Origin of the sequence: Arthrobacter sp. NPDC056691, from assembly GCF_042791415.1 — a bacterium.
Classification (GTDB): domain Bacteria; phylum Actinomycetota; class Actinomycetes; order Actinomycetales; family Micrococcaceae; genus Arthrobacter.
In genome coordinates this window covers 36,179-55,140 of record NZ_JBHTXX010000001.1, presented here as the reverse complement: position 1 = coordinate 55,140, position 18,962 = coordinate 36,179, and the positions used below count along the sequence as shown (strand labels likewise).

21 protein-coding genes are annotated in these 18,962 nt (G+C 66.2%); 14 read left to right on the top strand and 7 right to left on the bottom strand.

Annotation, left to right across the window (positions count from 1 at the left end; genetic code table 11):
* Positions 1-24 precede the first annotated feature (24 nt).
* The 5 genes from ACFRAU_RS00270 to ACFRAU_RS00250 all read left to right on the top strand — a co-directional run bounded on the left by ACFRAU_RS00270 (position 25) and on the right by ACFRAU_RS00250 (position 4,657).
* On the top strand, positions 25-1,320 hold the full coding sequence (locus ACFRAU_RS00270; protein ID WP_377993846.1) for an ABC transporter substrate-binding protein: 1,296 nt from the start codon (positions 25-27) through the stop codon (positions 1,318-1,320).
* A 7-nt stretch (positions 1,321-1,327) separates the two neighbouring features.
* Positions 1,328-2,365, top strand: a complete 1,038-nt coding sequence (locus ACFRAU_RS00265; RefSeq protein WP_377993845.1) for a carbohydrate ABC transporter permease — start codon at positions 1,328-1,330, stop codon at positions 2,363-2,365.
* Complete coding sequence (locus tag ACFRAU_RS00260; protein WP_377993844.1) at positions 2,362-3,261, top strand: carbohydrate ABC transporter permease; 900 nt, start codon at positions 2,362-2,364, stop codon at positions 3,259-3,261. Before ACFRAU_RS00265 ends, ACFRAU_RS00260 begins: the two co-directional genes overlap by 4 nt.
* Positions 3,258-3,521, top strand: coding sequence for a hypothetical protein (locus tag ACFRAU_RS00255; RefSeq protein WP_377993843.1), 264 nt, complete (start codon positions 3,258-3,260; stop codon positions 3,519-3,521). The genes ACFRAU_RS00260 and ACFRAU_RS00255 overlap by 4 nt, the downstream gene beginning before the upstream one ends.
* Before the next feature lie 80 nt (positions 3,522-3,601).
* On the top strand, positions 3,602-4,657 hold the full coding sequence (locus tag ACFRAU_RS00250) for a LacI family DNA-binding transcriptional regulator (RefSeq protein ID WP_377993842.1): 1,056 nt from the start codon (positions 3,602-3,604) through the stop codon (positions 4,655-4,657).
* Positions 4,658-4,711: 54 nt separating this feature from the next.
* On the opposite strand, the gene ACFRAU_RS00245 is transcribed toward ACFRAU_RS00250, so the two are convergent.
* Entirely contained in the window at positions 4,712-5,611 is a 900-nt protein-coding gene (locus ACFRAU_RS00245; protein ID WP_377993841.1) for a hypothetical protein, read from the bottom strand.
* Between the two features lie 33 nt (positions 5,612-5,644).
* Complete coding sequence (locus ACFRAU_RS00240; RefSeq protein WP_377993840.1) at positions 5,645-6,451, bottom strand: exodeoxyribonuclease III; 807 nt, start codon at positions 6,449-6,451, stop codon at positions 5,645-5,647.
* 275 nt (positions 6,452-6,726) lie between these two features.
* Here ACFRAU_RS00240 and ACFRAU_RS00235 point away from each other — a divergent pair, with 275 nt between their 5' ends.
* The 6 genes from ACFRAU_RS00235 to ACFRAU_RS00210 all read left to right on the top strand — a co-directional run bounded on the left by ACFRAU_RS00235 (position 6,727) and on the right by ACFRAU_RS00210 (position 12,396).
* Positions 6,727-8,226, top strand: a complete 1,500-nt coding sequence (locus ACFRAU_RS00235; RefSeq protein ID WP_377998296.1) for a CoA-acylating methylmalonate-semialdehyde dehydrogenase — start codon at positions 6,727-6,729, stop codon at positions 8,224-8,226.
* Positions 8,226-9,332, top strand: coding sequence for an enoyl-CoA hydratase/isomerase family protein (locus ACFRAU_RS00230; RefSeq protein ID WP_377998294.1), 1,107 nt, complete (start codon positions 8,226-8,228; stop codon positions 9,330-9,332). The genes ACFRAU_RS00235 and ACFRAU_RS00230 overlap by 1 nt, the downstream gene beginning before the upstream one ends.
* Complete coding sequence (gene mmsB / locus ACFRAU_RS00225) at positions 9,325-10,263, top strand: 3-hydroxyisobutyrate dehydrogenase (RefSeq protein WP_377998292.1); 939 nt, start codon at positions 9,325-9,327, stop codon at positions 10,261-10,263. Before ACFRAU_RS00230 ends, mmsB begins: the two co-directional genes overlap by 8 nt.
* Before the next feature lie 57 nt (positions 10,264-10,320).
* The gene (locus ACFRAU_RS00220; protein ID WP_377998290.1) at positions 10,321-11,103 is read left to right on the top strand and encodes an enoyl-CoA hydratase; all 783 of its coding nucleotides are present in this window, start codon (positions 10,321-10,323) and stop codon (positions 11,101-11,103) included.
* Between the two features lie 71 nt (positions 11,104-11,174).
* Positions 11,175-11,921, top strand: coding sequence for a type II CAAX prenyl endopeptidase Rce1 family protein (locus tag ACFRAU_RS00215; protein ID WP_377998569.1), 747 nt, complete (start codon positions 11,175-11,177; stop codon positions 11,919-11,921).
* A 211-nt stretch (positions 11,922-12,132) separates the two neighbouring features.
* Complete coding sequence (locus tag ACFRAU_RS00210) at positions 12,133-12,396, top strand: hypothetical protein (RefSeq protein WP_377993835.1); 264 nt, start codon at positions 12,133-12,135, stop codon at positions 12,394-12,396.
* A gap of 71 nt (positions 12,397-12,467) precedes the next feature.
* Here ACFRAU_RS00210 and ACFRAU_RS00205 read toward each other — a convergent pair whose 3' ends face one another.
* Positions 12,468-12,863, bottom strand: coding sequence for an ArsR/SmtB family transcription factor (locus tag ACFRAU_RS00205; RefSeq protein ID WP_377993834.1), 396 nt, complete (start codon positions 12,861-12,863; stop codon positions 12,468-12,470).
* 342 nt (positions 12,864-13,205) lie between these two features.
* Here ACFRAU_RS00205 and ACFRAU_RS00200 point away from each other — a divergent pair, with 342 nt between their 5' ends.
* Together ACFRAU_RS00200 and ACFRAU_RS00195 are read left to right on the top strand one after the other, a co-directional pair.
* Positions 13,206-13,481, top strand: coding sequence for a YegP family protein (locus ACFRAU_RS00200; protein ID WP_377998289.1), 276 nt, complete (start codon positions 13,206-13,208; stop codon positions 13,479-13,481).
* Positions 13,482-13,499: 18 nt separating this feature from the next.
* Positions 13,500-14,198, top strand: a complete 699-nt coding sequence (locus ACFRAU_RS00195) for a PAS and ANTAR domain-containing protein (protein WP_377998287.1) — start codon at positions 13,500-13,502, stop codon at positions 14,196-14,198.
* 49 nt (positions 14,199-14,247) lie between these two features.
* Here the strand turns inward: ACFRAU_RS00195 and ACFRAU_RS00190 are convergent, their stop codons facing one another.
* Together ACFRAU_RS00190 and ACFRAU_RS00185 are read right to left on the bottom strand one after the other, a co-directional pair.
* A complete protein-coding gene (locus ACFRAU_RS00190) occupies positions 14,248-14,754 on the bottom strand; it encodes a MarR family winged helix-turn-helix transcriptional regulator (protein ID WP_377993831.1) in 507 nt (168 codons plus the stop codon).
* 3 nt (positions 14,755-14,757) lie between these two features.
* A complete protein-coding gene (locus ACFRAU_RS00185; RefSeq protein WP_377998286.1) occupies positions 14,758-16,545 on the bottom strand; it encodes an AMP-binding protein in 1,788 nt (595 codons plus the stop codon).
* Between the two features lie 193 nt (positions 16,546-16,738).
* Here ACFRAU_RS00185 and ACFRAU_RS00180 point away from each other — a divergent pair, with 193 nt between their 5' ends.
* Complete coding sequence (locus tag ACFRAU_RS00180) at positions 16,739-17,872, top strand: acyl-CoA dehydrogenase family protein (protein WP_377993829.1); 1,134 nt, start codon at positions 16,739-16,741, stop codon at positions 17,870-17,872.
* A 22-nt stretch (positions 17,873-17,894) separates the two neighbouring features.
* On the opposite strand, the gene ACFRAU_RS00175 is transcribed toward ACFRAU_RS00180, so the two are convergent.
* Entirely contained in the window at positions 17,895-18,482 is a 588-nt protein-coding gene (locus ACFRAU_RS00175) for a DinB family protein (RefSeq protein WP_377998285.1), read from the bottom strand.
* A gap of 219 nt (positions 18,483-18,701) precedes the next feature.
* On the bottom strand, positions 18,702-18,905 hold the full coding sequence (locus ACFRAU_RS00170; protein WP_003799085.1) for a cold-shock protein: 204 nt from the start codon (positions 18,903-18,905) through the stop codon (positions 18,702-18,704).
* Between the last annotated feature and the right edge of the window lie 57 nt (positions 18,906-18,962).

The window sequence follows — 18,962 nt, the reverse complement described above, 5'->3', positions numbered from 1 at the left end:
CACTCAGCGAGGAGTCTCCAGCCAATGAAAACCCCTAAGTTCTTACTCCCGGTTGCCACTGCCGGCGTGCTCGCTCTGACCCTGTCTGCCTGTGGCGGCGGCGGCGGGGGCGGCACCACGGGCGGCGGCGGCGGGGGCGGCGACGCCGCCAACAACCTGGACGGCCGCGGTCCCATTACCTACGTTCAGGGCAAGGACAACAGCAACGTCGTCCGCCCGCTGATCGAGAAGTGGAACGCCGCCCACCCGAACGAGAAGGTGACCTTCAAGGAGCAGACGGACCAGGCGGACCAGCAGCACGACGACATCGTGCAGCACTTCCAGGCCAAGGACGCCAGCTACGACGTCGTGGACGTTGACGTCGTGTGGACCGCGGAGTTCGCGGCCAAGGGATGGCTCCAGCCGCTGAAGGACAAGATGGCCTTCGACACCAGCGCCATGCTGAAGCCGACCGTCGACAGCGCCACGTACAAGGGAACCCTGTACGCGGCCCCGCAGACCTCCGACGGCGCCCTGCTGTACTACCGCAAGGACCTGGTCCCCACAGCGCCGAAGACGTGGGACGAAATGATGGGCATGTGCTCCATCGCCAAGCAGAACAACATTGGCTGCTACGCCGGGCAGTTCAGCAAGTACGAGGGCCTGACCGTCAACGCGTCGGAGGCCATCAACTCCGCCGGCGGCTCCGTCCTGGATCCGGACGGCAAGCCCAGCCTGAACACCGATCAGGCCAAGGCAGGCCTGGAGAACCTGGCCAAGGCCTACGCCGACGGCAACATCCCGAAGGAAGGCATCACCTTCCAGGAGGAGCAGAGCCGCCAGGCGTTCCAGAGCGGAAAGCTCCTCTTCCTGCGCAACTGGCCCTACGTCTACAACCTGGCCACCACCGAGGGTTCCTCGGCAGTGAAGGACAAGCTGGGCATCGCCCCGATCCCCGGCAAGGACGGCCCCGGCGCCTCCTCGCTGGGCGGCCACAACCTCGCGGTCAGCGTTTACTCCAAGAACAAGGCCACTGCCCTGGACTTCCTGAAGTTCATGACGTCCGAGGAGACCGAGAAGTTCTACGCCACCCAGGGTTCACTGGCTCCGGTCCTGGGCAGCCTCTACACTGACGCTGCCTTGGTGAAGAAGCTCCCGTACCTGCCCGTGCTGAAGACCTCCATTGAGAACGCCAAGCCGCGCCCGGTCACGCCGTTCTACCCCGCGGTCACCAAGGCGATCCAGGAAAACGCGTATTCAGCCATCAAGGGCGAAAAGCCCGTGGACACTGCACTGTCTGACATGCAGAAGTCCATCGAATCCGCCGGTGCAGGATCGTAGTTCTGTCATGGCAACCGAAGTAGGCTCGACGCCGGTCAAGGCACCGGCGTCGGGCGGCACCCCGGTCCACCACGGCCCCAAGGGCGTGGGTGAGGACAACAAGATTCTCAGTCAGGGCAGGTGGGCCTCGTGGCTCCTGGCCCCGACCATCATCGCCCTTGCCGTTGTGATCGTGTACCCGATCGTCAGCGCAATCGTGATGTCCTTCCAGAAGGACGCAGGCCTTGATCCTGCCACCGGCCTGTTCACGGCAGGCGGCCCGGCAGGCGTCCAGAACTACGTCAACTGGATCGCCCAGCAGTGTTCTGCCCCCGCCGGCGGAACGGTGGCGTGCCCGCCTGGCACCCTGGGTTCCCAGTTCTGGTCGGCCACGGCAACCACGTTCTTCTTCACCGTGGTTACCGTCGCCTTCGAGACCGTCCTGGGTTTCTGGATGGCCATGATCATGGCCCGCACCTTCAAGGGACGGAGCATGGTCCGTGCCGCAGTGCTGGTGCCGTGGGCCATCCCCACCGCCGTCACCGCGAAGCTCTGGTTCTTCATCTTCGCCTTCGAAGGCATCGCCAACAAGCTGTTCAACACCTCAATCCTGTGGACCGGCAGCGAATGGCCGGCCAAGTGGGCAGTGGTCATCGCGGACGTCTGGAAGACCACACCGTTCATGGCCCTGCTGATCCTGGCCGGACTTCAGATGATCCCGGCCGAGGTCTACGAGGCAGCCAAGGTCGACGGCGCCAGCGCCTGGCAGCGCTTCCGGCTGATCACCTTGCCGCTGGTGAAGCCGGCCCTGATGGTGGCCATCCTGTTCCGAACCCTGGACGCGCTGCGCATGTTCGACCTCCCGTACATCCTGACGGGCGGCGCGAACAACACCACCACGCTGTCCATTTTGGTGATCAACCAAATCAGACAAGGGTTCAATGTCGCCGCGGCGTTGTCGACCATTACCTTCATCATCATCTTTCTTGTCGCGTTCATCTTTGTCCGGTTCCTCGGCGCAAATGTTGTTGAACAAAGCGGCGCCACCGGTAAGGGGAAGAAATGACCGCCGCGACATCCTCCGCCACAAGCCTGCGCGCGGAGCAGGACCGAGGCCGCCGCAAGGCCCAGAACAGGGAGAAGTGGGCGCAGGGCAGGACCTACATCAGCGCTGCCGTCATCCTGATCTGGTGCCTCGCACCGGCGTACTGGATGGTGGTGACGGCGTTCCGCGAGGTGGGCTTCACCTACGACACCTCGATCCTGCCCAGCCATGTCACGCTGGACAACTTCAACACCGCGTTCGACACCTCGTTCGGGAACAGGTTCGGCCAGGCGCTGCTCAACAGTGTCTTCATCGGCGGCGTCGTCACGCTCGTGTCGCTGATCATCGGTGTGTTCGCGGCCTACGCGCTCGCACGGCTGAACTTCCGGTTCAAGTACCTGGTGCTCGGCTTCATCCTGGGCGCATCCATGTTCCCGGGCGTTGCCCTGATCACGCCGCTGTTCCAGCTGTTCACCAACATCGGCTGGATGGGCACCTACCAGGCGCTGATCATCCCGAACATTTCGTTCGTCCTGCCACTGACGGTGTACACCATGACCTCCTTCTTCCGGGAGATGCCGTGGGAGCTGGAGGAGTCGGCCCGGGTGGACGGCTGCACGCAGGGACAGGCCTTCCGCAAGGTCATCATGCCCCTCGCCGCACCGGCCATCTTCACTACCGCGATCCTGGCGTTCATCTCTTCCTGGAATGAATTCCTGATCGCCAGCCAGCTGTCCAGCGATGCAACCCAGCCGGTAACGGTGGCCATCGCCAACTTCGCCGGGGCCCAGCCGAACCAGGTCCCGTACACGGCCATCATGGCTGCCGGCACCATTGTCACCATCCCGCTGGTCATCCTGGTGCTGGTGTTCCAGCGCAAGATTGTGGCAGGCCTGACGGCGGGTGCTGTCAAGTGACGGACGGAGCAGCACCACAGGGCAGGAAACCGGCTCCGATTGCGCCCAAGCGCGTCCGGTCCGGCGAGGATTTCGACATCATCATCGGATTCCTCGGTTTCTGGGCCGTGGTGCTGCTCATCGCCACAGTCTGGATGGAGCTGACGGCGCAGCCCGCCGTCGGCTGGGCGCTGGGGCTGCTGGCCACCCTGCTGGCACTGTATGGCATGGTCAGGCTGCGGAGGCGCCTTCCTTCGCGCACGGCCACGCGGCGGAAGTGAGGCCGGCCGGACTAAAATGGATTCTTGCCGCCGGGCAAACAGCATGGCGGAAATCTGAATGAGGGGTTGGAGGGGACATCGTGGCGCGCACTACTGAAAGGGCACAGCGCGGTGGCCACTCAGGAGTCAGCATCGAAGACGTGGCCGCTGCCGCGGGTGTGTCGACGGCAACCGTGTCCCGCGCCGTCCGCGGCCTGCCGCGCGTTTCGCCGGCCACCCGGGAAAAAATCCTTGAGGTGGCCACGGCACTGGGCTACGTCGCCTCGTCTTCGGCGTCCGGCCTGGCCACCGGCCGCACCAAGACCATCGGGGTGCTGGCTCCCTTTGTGAGCCGGTGGTTCTTCTCGAAGGCCATTGAGGGCGCGGACCGCGAGCTGCACGCCCGGCAGTACAACCTTTCCCTCTTCAACCTCGGCGGACACGGCAGCCACCGCGAGCGGCTCTTCAGCAAGACCATGGTCTACAAACAGATCGACGCCCTTCTGGTGCTGTGTATGGCGCTGACGCGGGATGAGCTGGACCACCTGCAGAAGATCGACATTCCGTTGGTGGTGGTGGGTGGCCACGTCGAGGAATGTGCCTACATTGGCATAGATGACTACGCGGCGGCGTCCACGGCCGTCAAGCACCTGATCGAACTCGGCCACCGGGACATTGCGCTGCTGCACGGCGACGACGAAACGGACCTCAACTTCGATGTTCCCCGGGTCCGCATCCTGGCCTTCCAGGACGTCATGTCAGCCGCGGGCCTGGAAGTCCGGCCCGAGTGGGACGAGTGGGGGGACTTCACCGTGCGTAGCGGGCAGGAGGCATTCCGGCGGCTGTGGGCCCAGCCAGGCGAGAAACCGACTGCCATCTTCTGCGCGTCCGATGAGATGGCCATGGGGGTCATTTTCGAAGCGAACCGGGTGGGCGTCCGGGTGCCCGACGACCTGTCCGTGATCGGCATCGACGACCACGATTTTTCCGACGCCATCGGCCTCACCACAGTGGGGCAGCGCCCGGACGAACAGGCCGAGCTTGGCACCAAGATGCTGCTCGACGAACTCCTGGGCATACCCGGGTCGGTGCGGTCCTCCGTCGCACCGCACCGCCTGATTGTCAGACGCACGACGGCGCCGCCCCGGTCCTCCTGACAGCCCGCCTGAGTCTTTGGAAGAGCCGGGTGCCGGGCCAGGAAGACTGCCGGTTTACGAGGCCCGGGCCAGCTGGCGGATCGGGATCCAGCGCGAAGCGAGGCGGCGGTAGGCGGCGGCCGCGCCTGTCATGTCTCCCTCTGCGAGGCACTCGATGCCCAGGCGCACGTCCATGGGGGAGTCGTCAGGGTAGACCTTGTCCGCCACCGCGCCGTAGTCCAGCTCCACCATGGAGTCCGCGTGGAAGAGCTCCAGCCATTCGGTGAGCTGCGTGAGATCGTCCAGCATGTCCAGGTCAGGCGCGGCGAGGGCCAGGTTCGCCACGGCGTAGCGCACCCGGTCGAGGGCGTCGGAGATCGGCGTCCACACGCGGACGGTGAGGATCCTGCCGCCGGCCTCGACGACGTCCTGCGGATCGGACTCAAGGAACAGCGAGAACCAGCTGAAGGGAATGCCCCAGGTGGAGGCACGGGTGTGCACCCGGGTGATGCCGTCGCGCGCGTTGACCAGGTCGATGCGTTCCTGGTGCCTGTCCCGCTGCTCCTCGGGGATGAGCAGCTCGGCCAGGGGGCCGTGGATGCCCTCGATCAGCGCGTTTGCCGCCAACCCGGCCCGAAGCACCAGCTGGCTGGGGCAGTAAAGCAGCGCGACGCCGTCGGCCGTTTCCTCCGCCGAGCCTTCCTTGCCGTCTTCCTCCACGGGGACGCCCGGGGCGCGGGTGACGCGCACCAGGTCCGTCCGTCCGGTGGGGAACGGATCGCCGCCGGGCCTGGTGATCCGGCCCAGGGAAGCCAGCAGCTCCGCGTTTTCGACGGCGGCGCGGGACACCGCCCGCTCGCCGGCTGACTTGATGGCGGCCCGCTGGTCCTCGGGAAACGCGTCCAGCGGCTCATAAACGCGCAGCGTGGAGGAGAACGGGAGCCCGGCCTGGCCCCGGTAGAGGTTGCCCGTCATGAATGCCTGCCTGTCATCAGCCGTCAGCCTCCATCAGTCGGTCAGTTCCACAATCACCGGTGCGTGGTCGGACGCGCCCTTGCCCTTGCGCTCCTCGCGGTCGATCGACGCGCCGGAAACCCGCGAGGCGAGGGCCGGCGAGGCGAGGATGAAGTCGATCCGCATGCCTTCCTTCTTGGGGAAGCGCAGCTGGGTGTAGTCCCAGTACGTGTAGACGCCCGGGCCCGGCGTGTGGGGGCGCACCACGTCGGAGTAGCCCACGGACTCGAAGGCGCGGAACGCGGCGCGTTCCGGTTCGCTGACATGGGTGTAGCCCTGGGTGAGGAACAGGTCGATGTCCCAGACGTCGTCGTCCGTGGGTGCGATGTTCCAGTCGCCCATCAGGGCGACCTGCGCGGACGGGTCCCCGGAGATCCAGCCGGCGGCGTGGTTCTTCAGCGAATCAAGCCACTTGAGCTTGTAGGGCATGTGCTCGTCGTCGAGGGAGCGGCCGTTGGGGACGTAGAGGCTCCAGACGCGGACGCCGCCGCAGGTTGCAGCCATGGCGCGGGCTTCCTGGACGGGATCCTTGCCTTCCTTGCCGAAGTGGGGCTGGTCGGTGAACCCGCGTTCGACGTCGTCCAGGCCCACGCGCGAGGCGATGGCCACACCGTTCCACTGGTTGACGCCGAAGTGCGCCACCTCGTAGCCCATGCGCTCGAAGAGCTCCCACGGAAAGTTGTCGTCCTTGCATTTGGTTTCCTGGATGGCCAGGACGTCACAATCGGAGCGCTGCAGCCACGCCTCAACACGGTCGGCACGGGCACGCAGCGAGTTCACATTCCAGGTAGCTATCTTCACAGTCCTAACTTACCGAACTTGGACGCGGTTGGGACTCCCGCCCGGTGGCGGCGCGGTGCCGTCCGGACCGCGTCCGGACCGCGTCCGAAACGGGGCACTTTGACGCGGGACACGCCGGGATTTGGCGTCCGGAAGCACGGTTTGCGCGTCAAAGTGCCCCACGACGGCGGCAGCTCACCCCGTGTGCCGGCCCCGCCTGGGGGGCTCTGGAATTTAGTAGGAAGTCCGAGTAGATTCAGCACCAGAGATGACCGGGGTCATGCAAAGGAGCATCCATGGTTCGCGAACTTTCCCACTACATTGGCGGCCGGCGGGTCGACGGCACGTCCGGCCGGTACGGCGATGTTTTTGATCCCTGCACCGGAGAAGTCCAGGCCAAGGTGCCGCTGGCGTCCGCGGAAGAAGTCCGCAACGCCGTCGAAAACGCCGAAAAGGCCCAGCCGGAGTGGGGCGCCATGAACGCCCAGCGCCGCGGCCGCATCCTGCTGAGGTTCGTGGACCTCGTCAACGACAACATGGACGAGCTCGCCGCCCTCCTGTCCTCGGAACACGGGAAGACCCTCGCCGACGCCAGGGGCGACATCCAGCGCGGCATCGAGGTGGTGGAGTTCGCAGCCGGAGCGCCGCACCTGCTCAAGGGCGAGTTCTCCGACGACGCCGGTTCGGGCATCGACGTGCACTCCATGCGCCAGCCGCTGGGCGTTGTTGCAGGCATTACGCCGTTCAACTTCCCCGCCATGATCCCGCTGTGGAAGTCCGGCCCGGCGCTCGCGGCGGGCAACGCGTTCATCCTCAAGCCGTCCGAGCGCGATCCGTCCGTGCCGCTGCGGCTGGCCGAGCTCTACTCCCAAGCCGGGGTGCCGGACGGCGTGTTCAACGTGGTCAACGGCGACAAGGAAGCTGTGGATGCGCTGCTCGAGGACAGGCGCGTGCAGGCGATCGGCTTCGTGGGTTCCACCCCGATCGCCCAATACATCTACGCCACGGCGGCGGCGCACGGAAAACGGGCCCAGTGCTTCGGGGGCGCCAAGAACCACATGGTCATCATGCCGGACGCGGACCTGGACATGGCCGCCGATGCCCTGATCGGGGCCGGCTACGGGTCGGCCGGCGAACGCTGCATGGCAGTTTCCGTGGCCGTCCCTGTGGGGGAGGAGACCGCGAACAACCTTGTGGCGAGGCTGCAGGAGCGGATCAAGTCCCTGAAAGTGGGGCACAGCACGGCCAAGGACTCCGACTTCGGGCCGGTGGTGACGCCCGCCGCCAAGGAGCGGATCGAGGGTTACATCAAATCCGGCGAGGAGGAGGGCGCCTCGCTCCTGGTTGATGGCCGCGGCCTGGCCGTGGACGGCTACGACGGCGGCTTCTGGATTGGCCCCACGCTGTTCGACAACGTCACCAAGGACATGAAGATCTACCGCGAGGAGATCTTCGGCCCCGTGCTCAGCGTCCTCCGCGCGGCCGACTACGACGAGGCCCTGCGGCTCTGCAGCGAGAACGAGTTCGGCAATGGGGTGGCCATCTTCACCCGCGACGGGGACGCGGCCCGGGACTTCGCCAGCCGGGTGCAGGTGGGGATGGTGGGCATTAATGTCCCCATTCCGGTGCCCATCGCCTACTACACCTTCGGCGGCTGGAAGGCGTCCGGCTTCGGCGACCTCAACCAGCACGGCGCCGATGCCTTCCGTTTCTACACCAAGACCAAGACCGTGACCTCACGCTGGCCCTCCGGCATCCGGCAGGGTGCCAGCTTCATCATGCCGGAAGGAAGCTGATGACTGAACCTGCCCCGAACGGGACGCCGGCAAACCCGGCGCTTACTGAAGAACTACCTGAACACGAGGTGCTGTTCGAACAGCGGGGCAAGCTGGGGGTGGTCACGCTCAACCGGCCCAAGGCAGTCAACGCGCTCACGGCCGGCATGGTCACCGCCGTTCTGGAACAGCTCACCGCCTGGGCGGACGATGACAGCGTGGCCACGGTGCTGGTCCAGGGCGCCGGCGACCGCGGCCTGTGCGCAGGCGGGGACATCGTGGCCATCTACCGCGACATCCTTGCCGGCGGGGACGAAACCGCCGGCTTCTGGGCGGACGAATACCGGCTGAATTCACTGATCGAGCGGTTCCCCAAGCCCTACGTGGCGTTCATGGACGGCCTGGTGCTGGGCGGCGGCGTGGGCATTTCCGCGCATGGCTCCCTGCGCATCGTCACCGAACGGACCCGGACCGGGATGCCGGAGACCACCATCGGGTTTGTGCCCGACGTCGGCGGCACCCTCCTGCTCTCACGCTCACCGGGGGAGACGGGCACCCATGCCGCCCTTACCGGCGCCCACCTGACCGGGGCGGATGCGCTGTTCCTGGGGCTCGCCGACCACTTTGTCCCGTCCGGCAGCCTCGCCGCCCTCGCGGCGGCACTGGAAAACGAAAGCGCGGAAGCCGCCGTCGTACGCTTTGCCGAAAAGCCGCCCTCCTCGGCGCTGGCAGCGCAGCGGGACTGGATCGACGCCTGCTACGCAACGGACGACGCCGAGGAAATCATCCGGCGGCTGCGCGCCGCGGGCGGGGAGGCTGCGGCGGCCGCCGACACCATCGAGACGAAGTCGCCCACCTCCGTCAAGGTGACTCTGGCGTCACTGCGAAGGTCGCGCGGGCTGACGCTGAACCAAGTGCTGGCCGAGGAATACCGGGTGGGGCTGCATTGCCTCGCCGGACCGGACTTCCGGGAGGGGATCCGGGCGCAGGTGGTGGACAAGGACCGCAACCCCCGGTGGCAGCCGGCCACGCTGCAGGAAGTGCACGCGGACGACGTTGGGCGGTACTTTGCGCCGCTGGGGGACCGGGAACTGGTTCTGTGGGAAAAGGAGTCGGACCATGCCTGAAGAAGCAACCCAACCTGAGGAAGCCAAACCGCGAATTGCCTTCCTCGGATTGGGCCACATGGGCGGTCCCATGGCGGTCAACCTGGTCGAGGCAGGCTACGGGGTCATCGGCTTCGACGTGGTGCCCGCGGCGCTGGACGCTGCGCGCGGGCACGGCATCCCCACGGCCGCGAGTGCCGCGGAAACCATCCCCGGAGCGGACATCGTGCTCACGATGTTCCCGAGCGGGCAGCACGTGCTGGACGCATACAGGGGCGTGGACGGGGAGCCGGGACTGCTGGCCGCCGCGGCACCGAACACCATGTTCCTGGACTGCTCAACCATCAACGTGGACGAGGCGCGGGAGGCCGCCAGGCTGGCACTCGACGCCGGGCACCGCTCCGTGGACGCGCCGGTTTCCGGCGGCGTGGTCGGGGCGGAGGCCGGCACGCTGACGTTCATGGTGGGCGCACTGCCGGAGGACTTCGAGACCGTGCGGCCCCTGTTCGACGTCATGGGCAAACGCGCGGTGCTGTGCGGAGAGCATGGCGCCGGCCAGGCGGCAAAGGTCTGCAACAACCTCATCCTGGGCGTCTCGATGATCGCCGTCAGCGAGGCGTTCGTGCTCGGGGAGAAGCTGGGGCTGACGCACCAGGTCCTCTTCGACGTTGCGTCCGCGGCGTCCGGACAGTGCTGGGCCCTCACCACCAACTGTCCCGTCCCGGGCCCGGTGCCCACAAGCCCGGCCAACCGGGACTACCAGCCGGGGTTCGCCGGAGCCATGATGGCCAAGGACCTTCGGCTGGCACTGAACGCCCTGCAGTCCACCGGCGTCGCCGCGCGGATGGGCCCGCTGGCCTCCGAAATCTACGACGCCTTTGCCGCGGAAGGCGGGGCCGGCCGGGATTTCTCCGGCATCATCACCGACATCCGGGACAAGTCAGGACAGTAGGCTTAGTTTCAGGACGCACCAACGTTTCAGGACGCACCAACCACGTGAGGGGCATGGATGACGCACGACGACTACGGGAACATTCTGGTGGAGCGCCGCGGGCGCGTCGGCCTCGTCACCCTGAACAGGCCCGAGGCACTGAACGCCCTGGACAGGACCACCCTGGAGGAACTCGTGGCCGCGGTTTCGGCCATGGACACGGACCCCGGCGTTGGCGCCGTGGTGATTACCGGCTCGGTAAAGGCCTTCGCCGCGGGCGCCGACATCAAGGAGATGGCGGACAAGGGATACCTGGAGATGTACGACGCCGACTGGTTCCGCGGGTGGGAGGACCTCACCCGGCTGCGCATCCCGCTGATCGCCGCGGTGTCCGGATTCGCGCTCGGCGGCGGCTGCGAGCTGGCCATGATGTGCGACTTCATCATCGCCGGCGACAACGCCAAATTCGGCCAGCCCGAGATCAACCTCGGCGTTGTGCCGGGCATGGGCGGATCCCAGCGGCTCACCCGCGCCGTGGGCAAGGCCAAGGCGATGGACATGATCCTCACCGGCCGGTTCATCGGCGCGGACGAGGCAGAGCGCTCCGGCCTGGTGGCACGCGTGGTGCCCGCCGCGGATACCGTGGAGGAGGCGCTGAAGGCCGCGGAGGTCATCGCGTCCAAGTCGAAGCCGGCCGCCATGCTGGCCAAGGAAGCGGTCAACGCTGCCTTCGAGACGGGACTGGCGCAGGGTGTGCTGTTCGAACGGCGACTGTTCCATTCGCTCTTCGCCTCGGAGGACCAGAAGGAAGGCATGGCTGCTTTCGCTGAGAAGCGCCAGCCGGAGTTCAGGCACCGGTGAGCTCCGGGCTGACCGGGGAACGCACCGTGAAGGGGACTTCCCTGCGCGTTGTCCCGGCAGCCATGGTCTCGATGGCCGGCTTTGTCCTGTTCGCGCTGGACCAGAGCCTGCCAGGCTACGCGCTGCTCGCCGCGGCGCTCGTGGTCGCGTCACTGGTGGACCGCCTGCTGTTCCGCGATCTCGCCCTGATTGCCGCCGGGGTGGCCATCATCAGTGCAGTGCCCATCACCACCGACGTCAGCACGTCCCACATGCTCGTGATGGGGTCGGCCATGATCGCGGCCGTGGGGATCCCCTACGCCGTCTCACGGTTCGTCACCAAAGAGCACGCGGTGGTGTTTCCGGTCCGGACCGGGCAGAAATGGACACGTGCGGAGAAATGGTACCTGCCCGCCGTCGTGGTGATCGGCTATGCACTGCTGCCCGTTTACATGATCAGGACCGGGGTCTACATGAACTGGCCCGCCGTGCACGATCCAGAGGGCATCGCGCGGCTCTTTGTCGGCACCAATGCCCTGGGTATCTGGGATGAGCTCTTCTTCGTCTGCACCTGCTTCGCACTGCTGCGCCGCCATCTGCCTGACTGGCAGGCCAATCTGCTGCAGGCGGTCCTGTTCACGTCCTTCCTGTGGGAACTGGGATTCAAGGCCTGGGCGCCGTTCTTCATCTACCCCTTCGCCCTGCTGCAGGCCCGCATCTTCACCGCCACCAAGTCGCTGTCGTACATCGTGAGCGTGCACCTGCTCTTCGACTTCGTGCTGTTCCTGGTGCTGCTCCACGCGCACAACAGGGCGTGGATCGACATCTTCCTGTACTGACCCCCCGAGTCCATTCCACCCGCCGCCTCCGGAGTTTTTTGTCCAGATATCGGCCTCTAAAGGCACTTTAACTCGTGATACGTGGACAAAAACTCCACAACGGAATCCTGAAATGGCGCCGGGATTTCACCCGCAGTTAATCGCGATGCCCTAACCTTGCACTTCAGGCAAAAGTGTTTATTCAGGCAAGCGTCCGAAAAGGGGAACGATCGTGGCCGACATCGCTGCTGTACTGGGACGGCTCACCGCGGCCGAGCTTGAAGAAATCCACGCCACAGGCCCGCAGGGGCACTTGAGCCGCAGGATCGTTGAGGCGCTGGACCGGGCTGCCGGCGGTCCGGGCGGCGGCCGCGGCTACTATGTTCCCGCCGGAAGCGTCAGTGGAACAGGCAGCCCGCACGTGGTGCTGAGGAGCGATGTTGCAGCCTGGCTTTTCGGGCACGCCGCGCCGGCCGCCGTCACCGATCCCGCCTGAAAGCCGAGGATCCCGCCGGAAAGCCGATCCCGCCTGAACGCCGGGGATCCCGCCGGAAAGCCGAGCCCGGACTAGCCTGCGGCCTGTGCCGCGGGCGTAAGGGCGGTAGCTGGCGCTGAGCCTGGGGCGTCGTCAGGTACGCCGTTCTGCTGCCTCAGGCCGCCGTCGAGGATGGTGCCCAGCAGGCCGCGGGCCGCTTCGAGGACTTCACGTACTTCGGGGGACGTTAGTTCGTAGAACAGGCGGCCATCCTTCCGGGATGGAACGATCAGCCGCTGGCGCCGCAGGATGCCGAGGTGCTGGGAGAGGTTCGAGGCTTCAAGGCCGGTGCAGTCCCGCAGGTTGCTCACCGCCACCGGACCGCTGACCAGCATCTCCAGGACCATGATGCGTGCAGGGTGGCCCATGGACTTGAACAGGTCCGCCTTGACCTCGGTGTGGATCACGCCGTCGGGCATATCACCCATTATGGATCCCTTCACTGTTCCTAGACAGGTCTTGCTTGTCACGTATTGCCCGGCCTGCCAAATTGGTTCCCCAAGGCGTACAGACCTAAGTATAGAGACAGAACGGTCTGTCTCCGAGAAACGCGGTGAACTTTTGCCTGCGAGCCCGTTCAGCGGGGCCGCGAAGGCAGGGCAGTCGCCGCGGACAGGCCTTGCCAAGAGCCCGCAACTGGTTCACAATTTCATAAATTCCTCAATTGCTGCCCCTGCTCACCCGCGGGAGCGGTAAGGAGAGAAACCTCAGCTGCTTCCGGCGACGACGGTGTCCCGGACGCCTCGTGTTCCCGTATCCAGGAGGGCTAAATGGCTGGCACGTTCGAACTCTTCATCGACGCAGAGGCTTCATTCAGGTTCCAGCTCACCGCCCCGGACGGCACCGTGATGGCCGTGTCCCGCCCTTTCCCCAGCAAGGCCGCTGCTGTTGAGGGCATTGCCGCCGTACGTGAATATGCGGGAATGGGGCACGTGAAGGAGTTGCCCGCGGCACCGGCGGAGCGACCCTTCGGTGCCCGCTCCCACACTGCCGTCCGTCCCCTGTCCAGGCGCATGCCCCTCCAGTGCCAGGGGATGGCCGGGTAGGGCGGCAGGGGCGCCGCGATGAGCCTTCCGAAAACCGTGCGGGCGTACTCGAGCGTCCTTGGGCCGGCAGATTGTGTTGCCGGCACGTTCCACTATGACGCCATTTCCGGGCGGCTCGAGTGGTCCGATGAGCTGTACACGCTCCACGGGTACCGACGCGGCGAGATTGTGCCCACCATGGAGCTTCTCTACGCCCACAAGCACCCGGACGACAGGGACCGCTGCCACGACATTTTCATGGCGGCCTGCGGGGCGGGCGGGTTCTTCTGCAGCTACCACCGCATCATTGACGCGCGCGTGCGGGAACACCGTGTCCTCACCGCCGGCGAGGCGCTCTTTGGGGACGGCAGGCTCGTCGCTGTTGAAGGATTCATTGTTGACCTGACCAGCACGCTGCACTGGGAGACGGAGCGGGCGGCGCGTGAGGCCGTTGAAGGTGCCCTTGGCACGCGGAGCACCATAGAACAGGCCAAGGGCATCCTCATGGGGATCCTGCGGATTGGCTCGGAGGCCGCTTTCGACCTGCTGGCCAAGTACAGCCAGGACACCAACATCAAGGTGGCCAGCACTGCTGCCGACCTCGTGCAGCTCGCCAACAGCCCCCAGCAGGCGGCTTTGCTGGACACGTTCGTCCAGGAGCTCCGGCGGCCGTCGGCAGGCACTGCGGACATCGGTGCGGACTTCCCTGCGGACAAGGACGGCGTACCCAGCGGATAGCTGCAGCGCCGCCGGTCACGCAGCGCCGCCGGTCACTCGGTGGAGCGGGTCAGTCCGTGAAGTCACCGGCGCCGCGGCGGAAGTCGCCCAGGATCCGGATGAGCTGGCTGAGGTCCTCCTGGCCGAAGCCGGACCGGGCGAAAACCTCGGCGTTGAGCACCGCCGTCGCCCGTTTTGCCAGCGTGCGGCCCTCGGCCGTGAGCTCGATCAGGGTGGTGCGCCCGTCGGTGGGATGCGGTGAGCGCACCACCAGCCCCGCGGTCTGGAGGCGGTCGACGGCGTTGGTCACCGAGGTGGGATGGACCTGGAGCAGGGCGCTCGCCTTGTTCATGGGCAGGGCGCCGCTCCTGGCGAAGCTGAGCAGCGCCAGCAACTCGTAGCGGGCGAAGGTCAGTCCGAACGGCTTCAGCGCCCCCTCGATGCGGGCCAGCAGGATCTGCTGGGTGCGCATGATGGCAGTGATGGCGGCCATCGGGGCGGCGACGTCACCCCAGCCATGGCTCTCCCAGTTGCGCTGTGCATCGGCAATAGGGTCGCGGGGCAGCGGAGGGCACACGGCTCAGCCCTGGCTTTTCAGGCCCGGGAAATCCGTTTCCGAGTATTCCGTGCCCAGGCCGAGAGGACTGCTGGCCGCGCCGTGCTGGGTGCCGTCCGCGTGGCGGAGCTCCTCGCTGTGCCGCATTTCCTCGCTGTGCCGCAGCTCGACCCGGCGAATCTTGCCCGAGATGGTCTTTGGCAGCTCGGCGAACTCCAGCCGGCGGATGCGCTTGAAAGGCGCCAGGTGGTCCCGGCAGTAGCGCAGGATCTCCTCGGCGAGCTCGGGTCCCGGTTCGTGGCCGGCCGCCAGCACCACAAATGCCTTGGGCACGGACAGCTTCAGCGGATCCGGGGAAGGGACGACGGCGGCCTCCGCTACCGCCGGGTGTTCGATGAGCACGCTCTCCAGCTCGAACGGGGACAGCCGGTAGTCGGAGGACTTGAAGACGTCGTCGTCACGGCCCACGTAGGTGATGACGCCGTGCTCGTCCCTGCTGGCCATGTCGCCAGTGTGATAGTAGCCGCCGCGGAAGGCTTCAGCCGTCTTTTCCGGGTCGCCGTAGTACGACTTCATGAGCCCGGCGGGACGGGGGTCCAGGCGCAGGCACAGCTCGCCGTCGTCCGCTTCTTCTCCCGTCGCCGGATCGACGAGGACCACGTCGTACCCCGGCAGGGGCTGGCCCATGGCGCCGATCTTGACCGGCTGGCCGGGGGTATTGGCCACCTGCACGGTGGTCTCGGTCTGGCCGAAGCCGTCGCGGATGGTCTGGCCCCAGGCCCGCTGGACCTGGCCGATGACCTCCGCGTTGAGCGGCTCGCCGGCGGACACAACCTTGGTGGGCGGATTCTCGAGGAGGCTGAGGTCGGCCTGGATGAGCATCCGCCAGACGGTGGGCGGGGCACAGAAGCTGGTGACCTTCTCCCGGTCCATCTGCTCCATGAGGGCCTTGGCGTCGAAGCGCTCGTAGTTGTAGACGAACACGCAGGCCTCGGCAATCCACGGGGCGAACAGGTTGGACCAGGCGTGTTTCGCCCAGCCGGGGGAAGCCACGTTCAGGTGCACGTCGCCCGGCTCCAGTCCGATCCAGTACATCGTGGACAGATGGCCCACCGGATAGGAGGTGTGGGTGTGTTCCACGAGCTTGGCCTTGGAGGTGGTGCCCGAGGTGAAGTAGAGGAGCAGGGTTTCGTCCGCCAAGGTGGGGGCATCCGGCGTGAAGTCGCTGGGGGCGGCGGTGGAGTCTGCATAGTGCAGGGCCTCCGCAGTATTGGTGGCGCCGGCGGCACCTGCAGTCCGGCCGGCGTCGGGGATTTCGATGAGCCGGTAGCTGCCGGGCACCTCGGCAAATTTGCCGAGGTTGGCACTGCCGACGGCGGCCCAGCCCGCTTCGCCGCGCTCCACCCGGTCCTTCAGGTCCGCGGGTCCCATGAGGGTGGTGGTGGGAATCAGCACGATGCCCAGCTTGATGCCTGCCAGCACGAGTTCCCACAGTTCCACCTGGTTGCCCAGCATGATGATCATGCGGTCGCCGCGCTTGACGCCCTGGCTGCGGAGCCAGTTGGCCACCTGGCCGGACCGCGCCGACAGTTCGGCGAAGCTGCGGCGGGTGGCCGAACCGTCCTGTTCCACGATCACCAGCGCGGGGTTCTGGCCGGTGGCAGGACCGGCCGCGATGGCGTCGAACCAGTCGAGTGCGAAGTTAAACTCTGCTGGCCGCGGCCATTCGAAGCTGGTTCTCGCCTGCCGGTAGTCCTGGCGCAGGGCGAGCAGCTGGTCGCGTGCGGCACGGAAGTCGTCGGTGACTGTCATTGGGCACCTTTCGCCTGGGGATTCACGTCCTAGTGATCCACATCACTGTGCAATATACTAGGACATCCAAGGGTTTGGAAGAGCGAAGGGATCTATGCCCGTGCAGCCACAACGACGTGACAACGGACAGCCCACAGAGGTTACAGCGGGGGAACCGGGGAACGCGGCGCCACCGTTTGCCGATGCGGATCTTATGTATGTTGCGGACCTGCTTCCGCCTGCCGAGCGTTCCCGCTATCTCGAGATCCGGGACTTCCTGCAGTCAAGGGTCCGGGCCCAGTCCATCGAATACTGGAACCGGGAGGAGTTCCCGTTCGGGCTGCTCGCGGAGCTGGGAAAGTACGGGCTTGGGGGGCTGCAGACGGACGGGACATCCACGCTCTTCAAGGGCCTCATGTACGTTGAGGTCGCCCGGGCCGACGTGTCCCTGTCCGCGCTGGTGGGCATTCACAACGAACTGATCGTCGGCATGATTGACGCCCTGGGGTCGGAGGAACAGAAGCAGCGGTGGCTGCCTGGCCTGACCGCCTTCACGCAGCTGGGGGCCTTCGCGCTGACCGAGCCGGAGCACGGCTCGGACATTGCAGGCGGGCTGGCCACCACGGCCCGGCTCGAGGGCGGCGAATGGGTCATCGACGGTGCCAAACGGTGGATCGGTGCCGGCACGATCGCCGACTTCGCACTCGTGTGGGCACGGGACACGGCCGATCAGCAGATCAAGGGCTTCATCGTCGAAACGGACCGGCCCGGCTACACGGCGACCAAGATCAGCAACAAGATCGGGCTGCGGATCATGCAGAACGCAGACATCGCGCTGGACGGCGTCCGCATCCCGGAAACCAACATGCTGCCCGGCGCCACGGATTTCACCAAGGCCAACGAGCTGCTGCGGGATTCCCGGGCCTGGGTGGGCTGGCAGGCTGCGGGGATTCAGCTGGCGGCCTTTGACGTTGCCCGTTCCTATTCGCTGCAGCGCCGCCAGTTCGGCAAGGAGCTGGCACGTTTCCAGCTCATCCAGCAGCAGCTCGCCGAAATCCTCGGCAATGCGTCTGCCTCGCTGGCCCTGATGTCGCAGCTGGCCCGGATCCAGGAGGAGGGCAGGCTGGAAATGGCCCAGGCGGCGATGGCCAAGGCCACCACCACCCGGCTGGCCCGCGCGTCCGTGGCCATGGGCCGGTCCCTGCTGGGCGGCAACGGCATCAGCAGCGACTTCGAGATGGGAAAACTCTTCGGCGACGCCGAGATCCTCTACACCTACGAAGGCAGCTACGAGATCAACTCACTGATCGTGGCCCGCGCAGTCACGGGGAAATCGGCCTTCGTCTAGCGCGGCCTGGCGCATCAGGGCCTCACTCGGCCAGCGCGGACGCTTTCCGCGCCGCGGCCTCCAGCTGCCCCACATAGGCGGCCTGCTCCACGGAGCCCCGCTGTGGAAGGTTGGGGTCGTTGGGCCCCTGCCCGGCCGAGCCGTCAATAAGCTCGCGGATGATGTCTGCGTGGCCCAGGTGCTGGGCCGTCTCGGCGCACATGTGTACCAGCATCTGGTGCAGCGTCACATGCCTGCGTTCCTCACGCCACCAGGTCACAACTCCGGGAGCGTCCAGGGCCAGCTCTTCGATGGTGGCATCGGTGTGCGCCGCTGAGAAGTGGTGCAGCTCCACGATTTCGGCCCGGGTCTGCTCCGGTGTGGCCCACATGTCCGCGTCCGGCTCGGCCCCGTCGGCGAACCAGGGCAGCTCCCGGTCACTGGGCCGTCCGAACACCTCGCCGAAATAGCCCAATTCCACGCTGGCCACATGCTTGACCAGGCCCAGGAGGTTGGTGCCGGTGGGCGTCATCGGCCGGCGGACGTCATATTCACCCAGGCCGTCGAGCTTGGCGAGCAGCTGCGCGCGCCGTGTCCGCAGGTAATGGTGCAGGGTCGCTTTTTCATCCATGGCGGCACTCTACCGGGCAGGCGGAGACCAAATCCTGAAATCGCGGCAATTCTGCACCACTTTGCCCGGGCCGGGCCTGGTTCCGGGCGCGAAACGGCGTGGCGCAGCGCGTGGAACGGTCCCCGCAGCCGGTGAAAGTGGTGCAGAAATGTCCTGCCAGGAAACCAAAAACTCCCCTGTGCGTGCAGGGGCACGGACAGGGGAGTCTTTGGAAAGCCGTTACAGCGGGCGAATGTTCTCTGCCTGCGGACCCTTGGGGCCCTGGGTCACTTCGAATTCGACCTTCTGGTTTTCATCCAGGGAGCGGTAGCCGCTGGAGGCAATTGCCGAGTAGTGGGCGAATACATCTGCCGATCCGTCATCCGGAGCGATGAAGCCGAAGCCCTTTTCGGCGTTGAACCATTTAACTGTGCCTGTTGCCATTGCTACTTCCTTTGTAACCCTTTTCTGGACCTGCTCCGACAGCAGGCAGAGACGGAA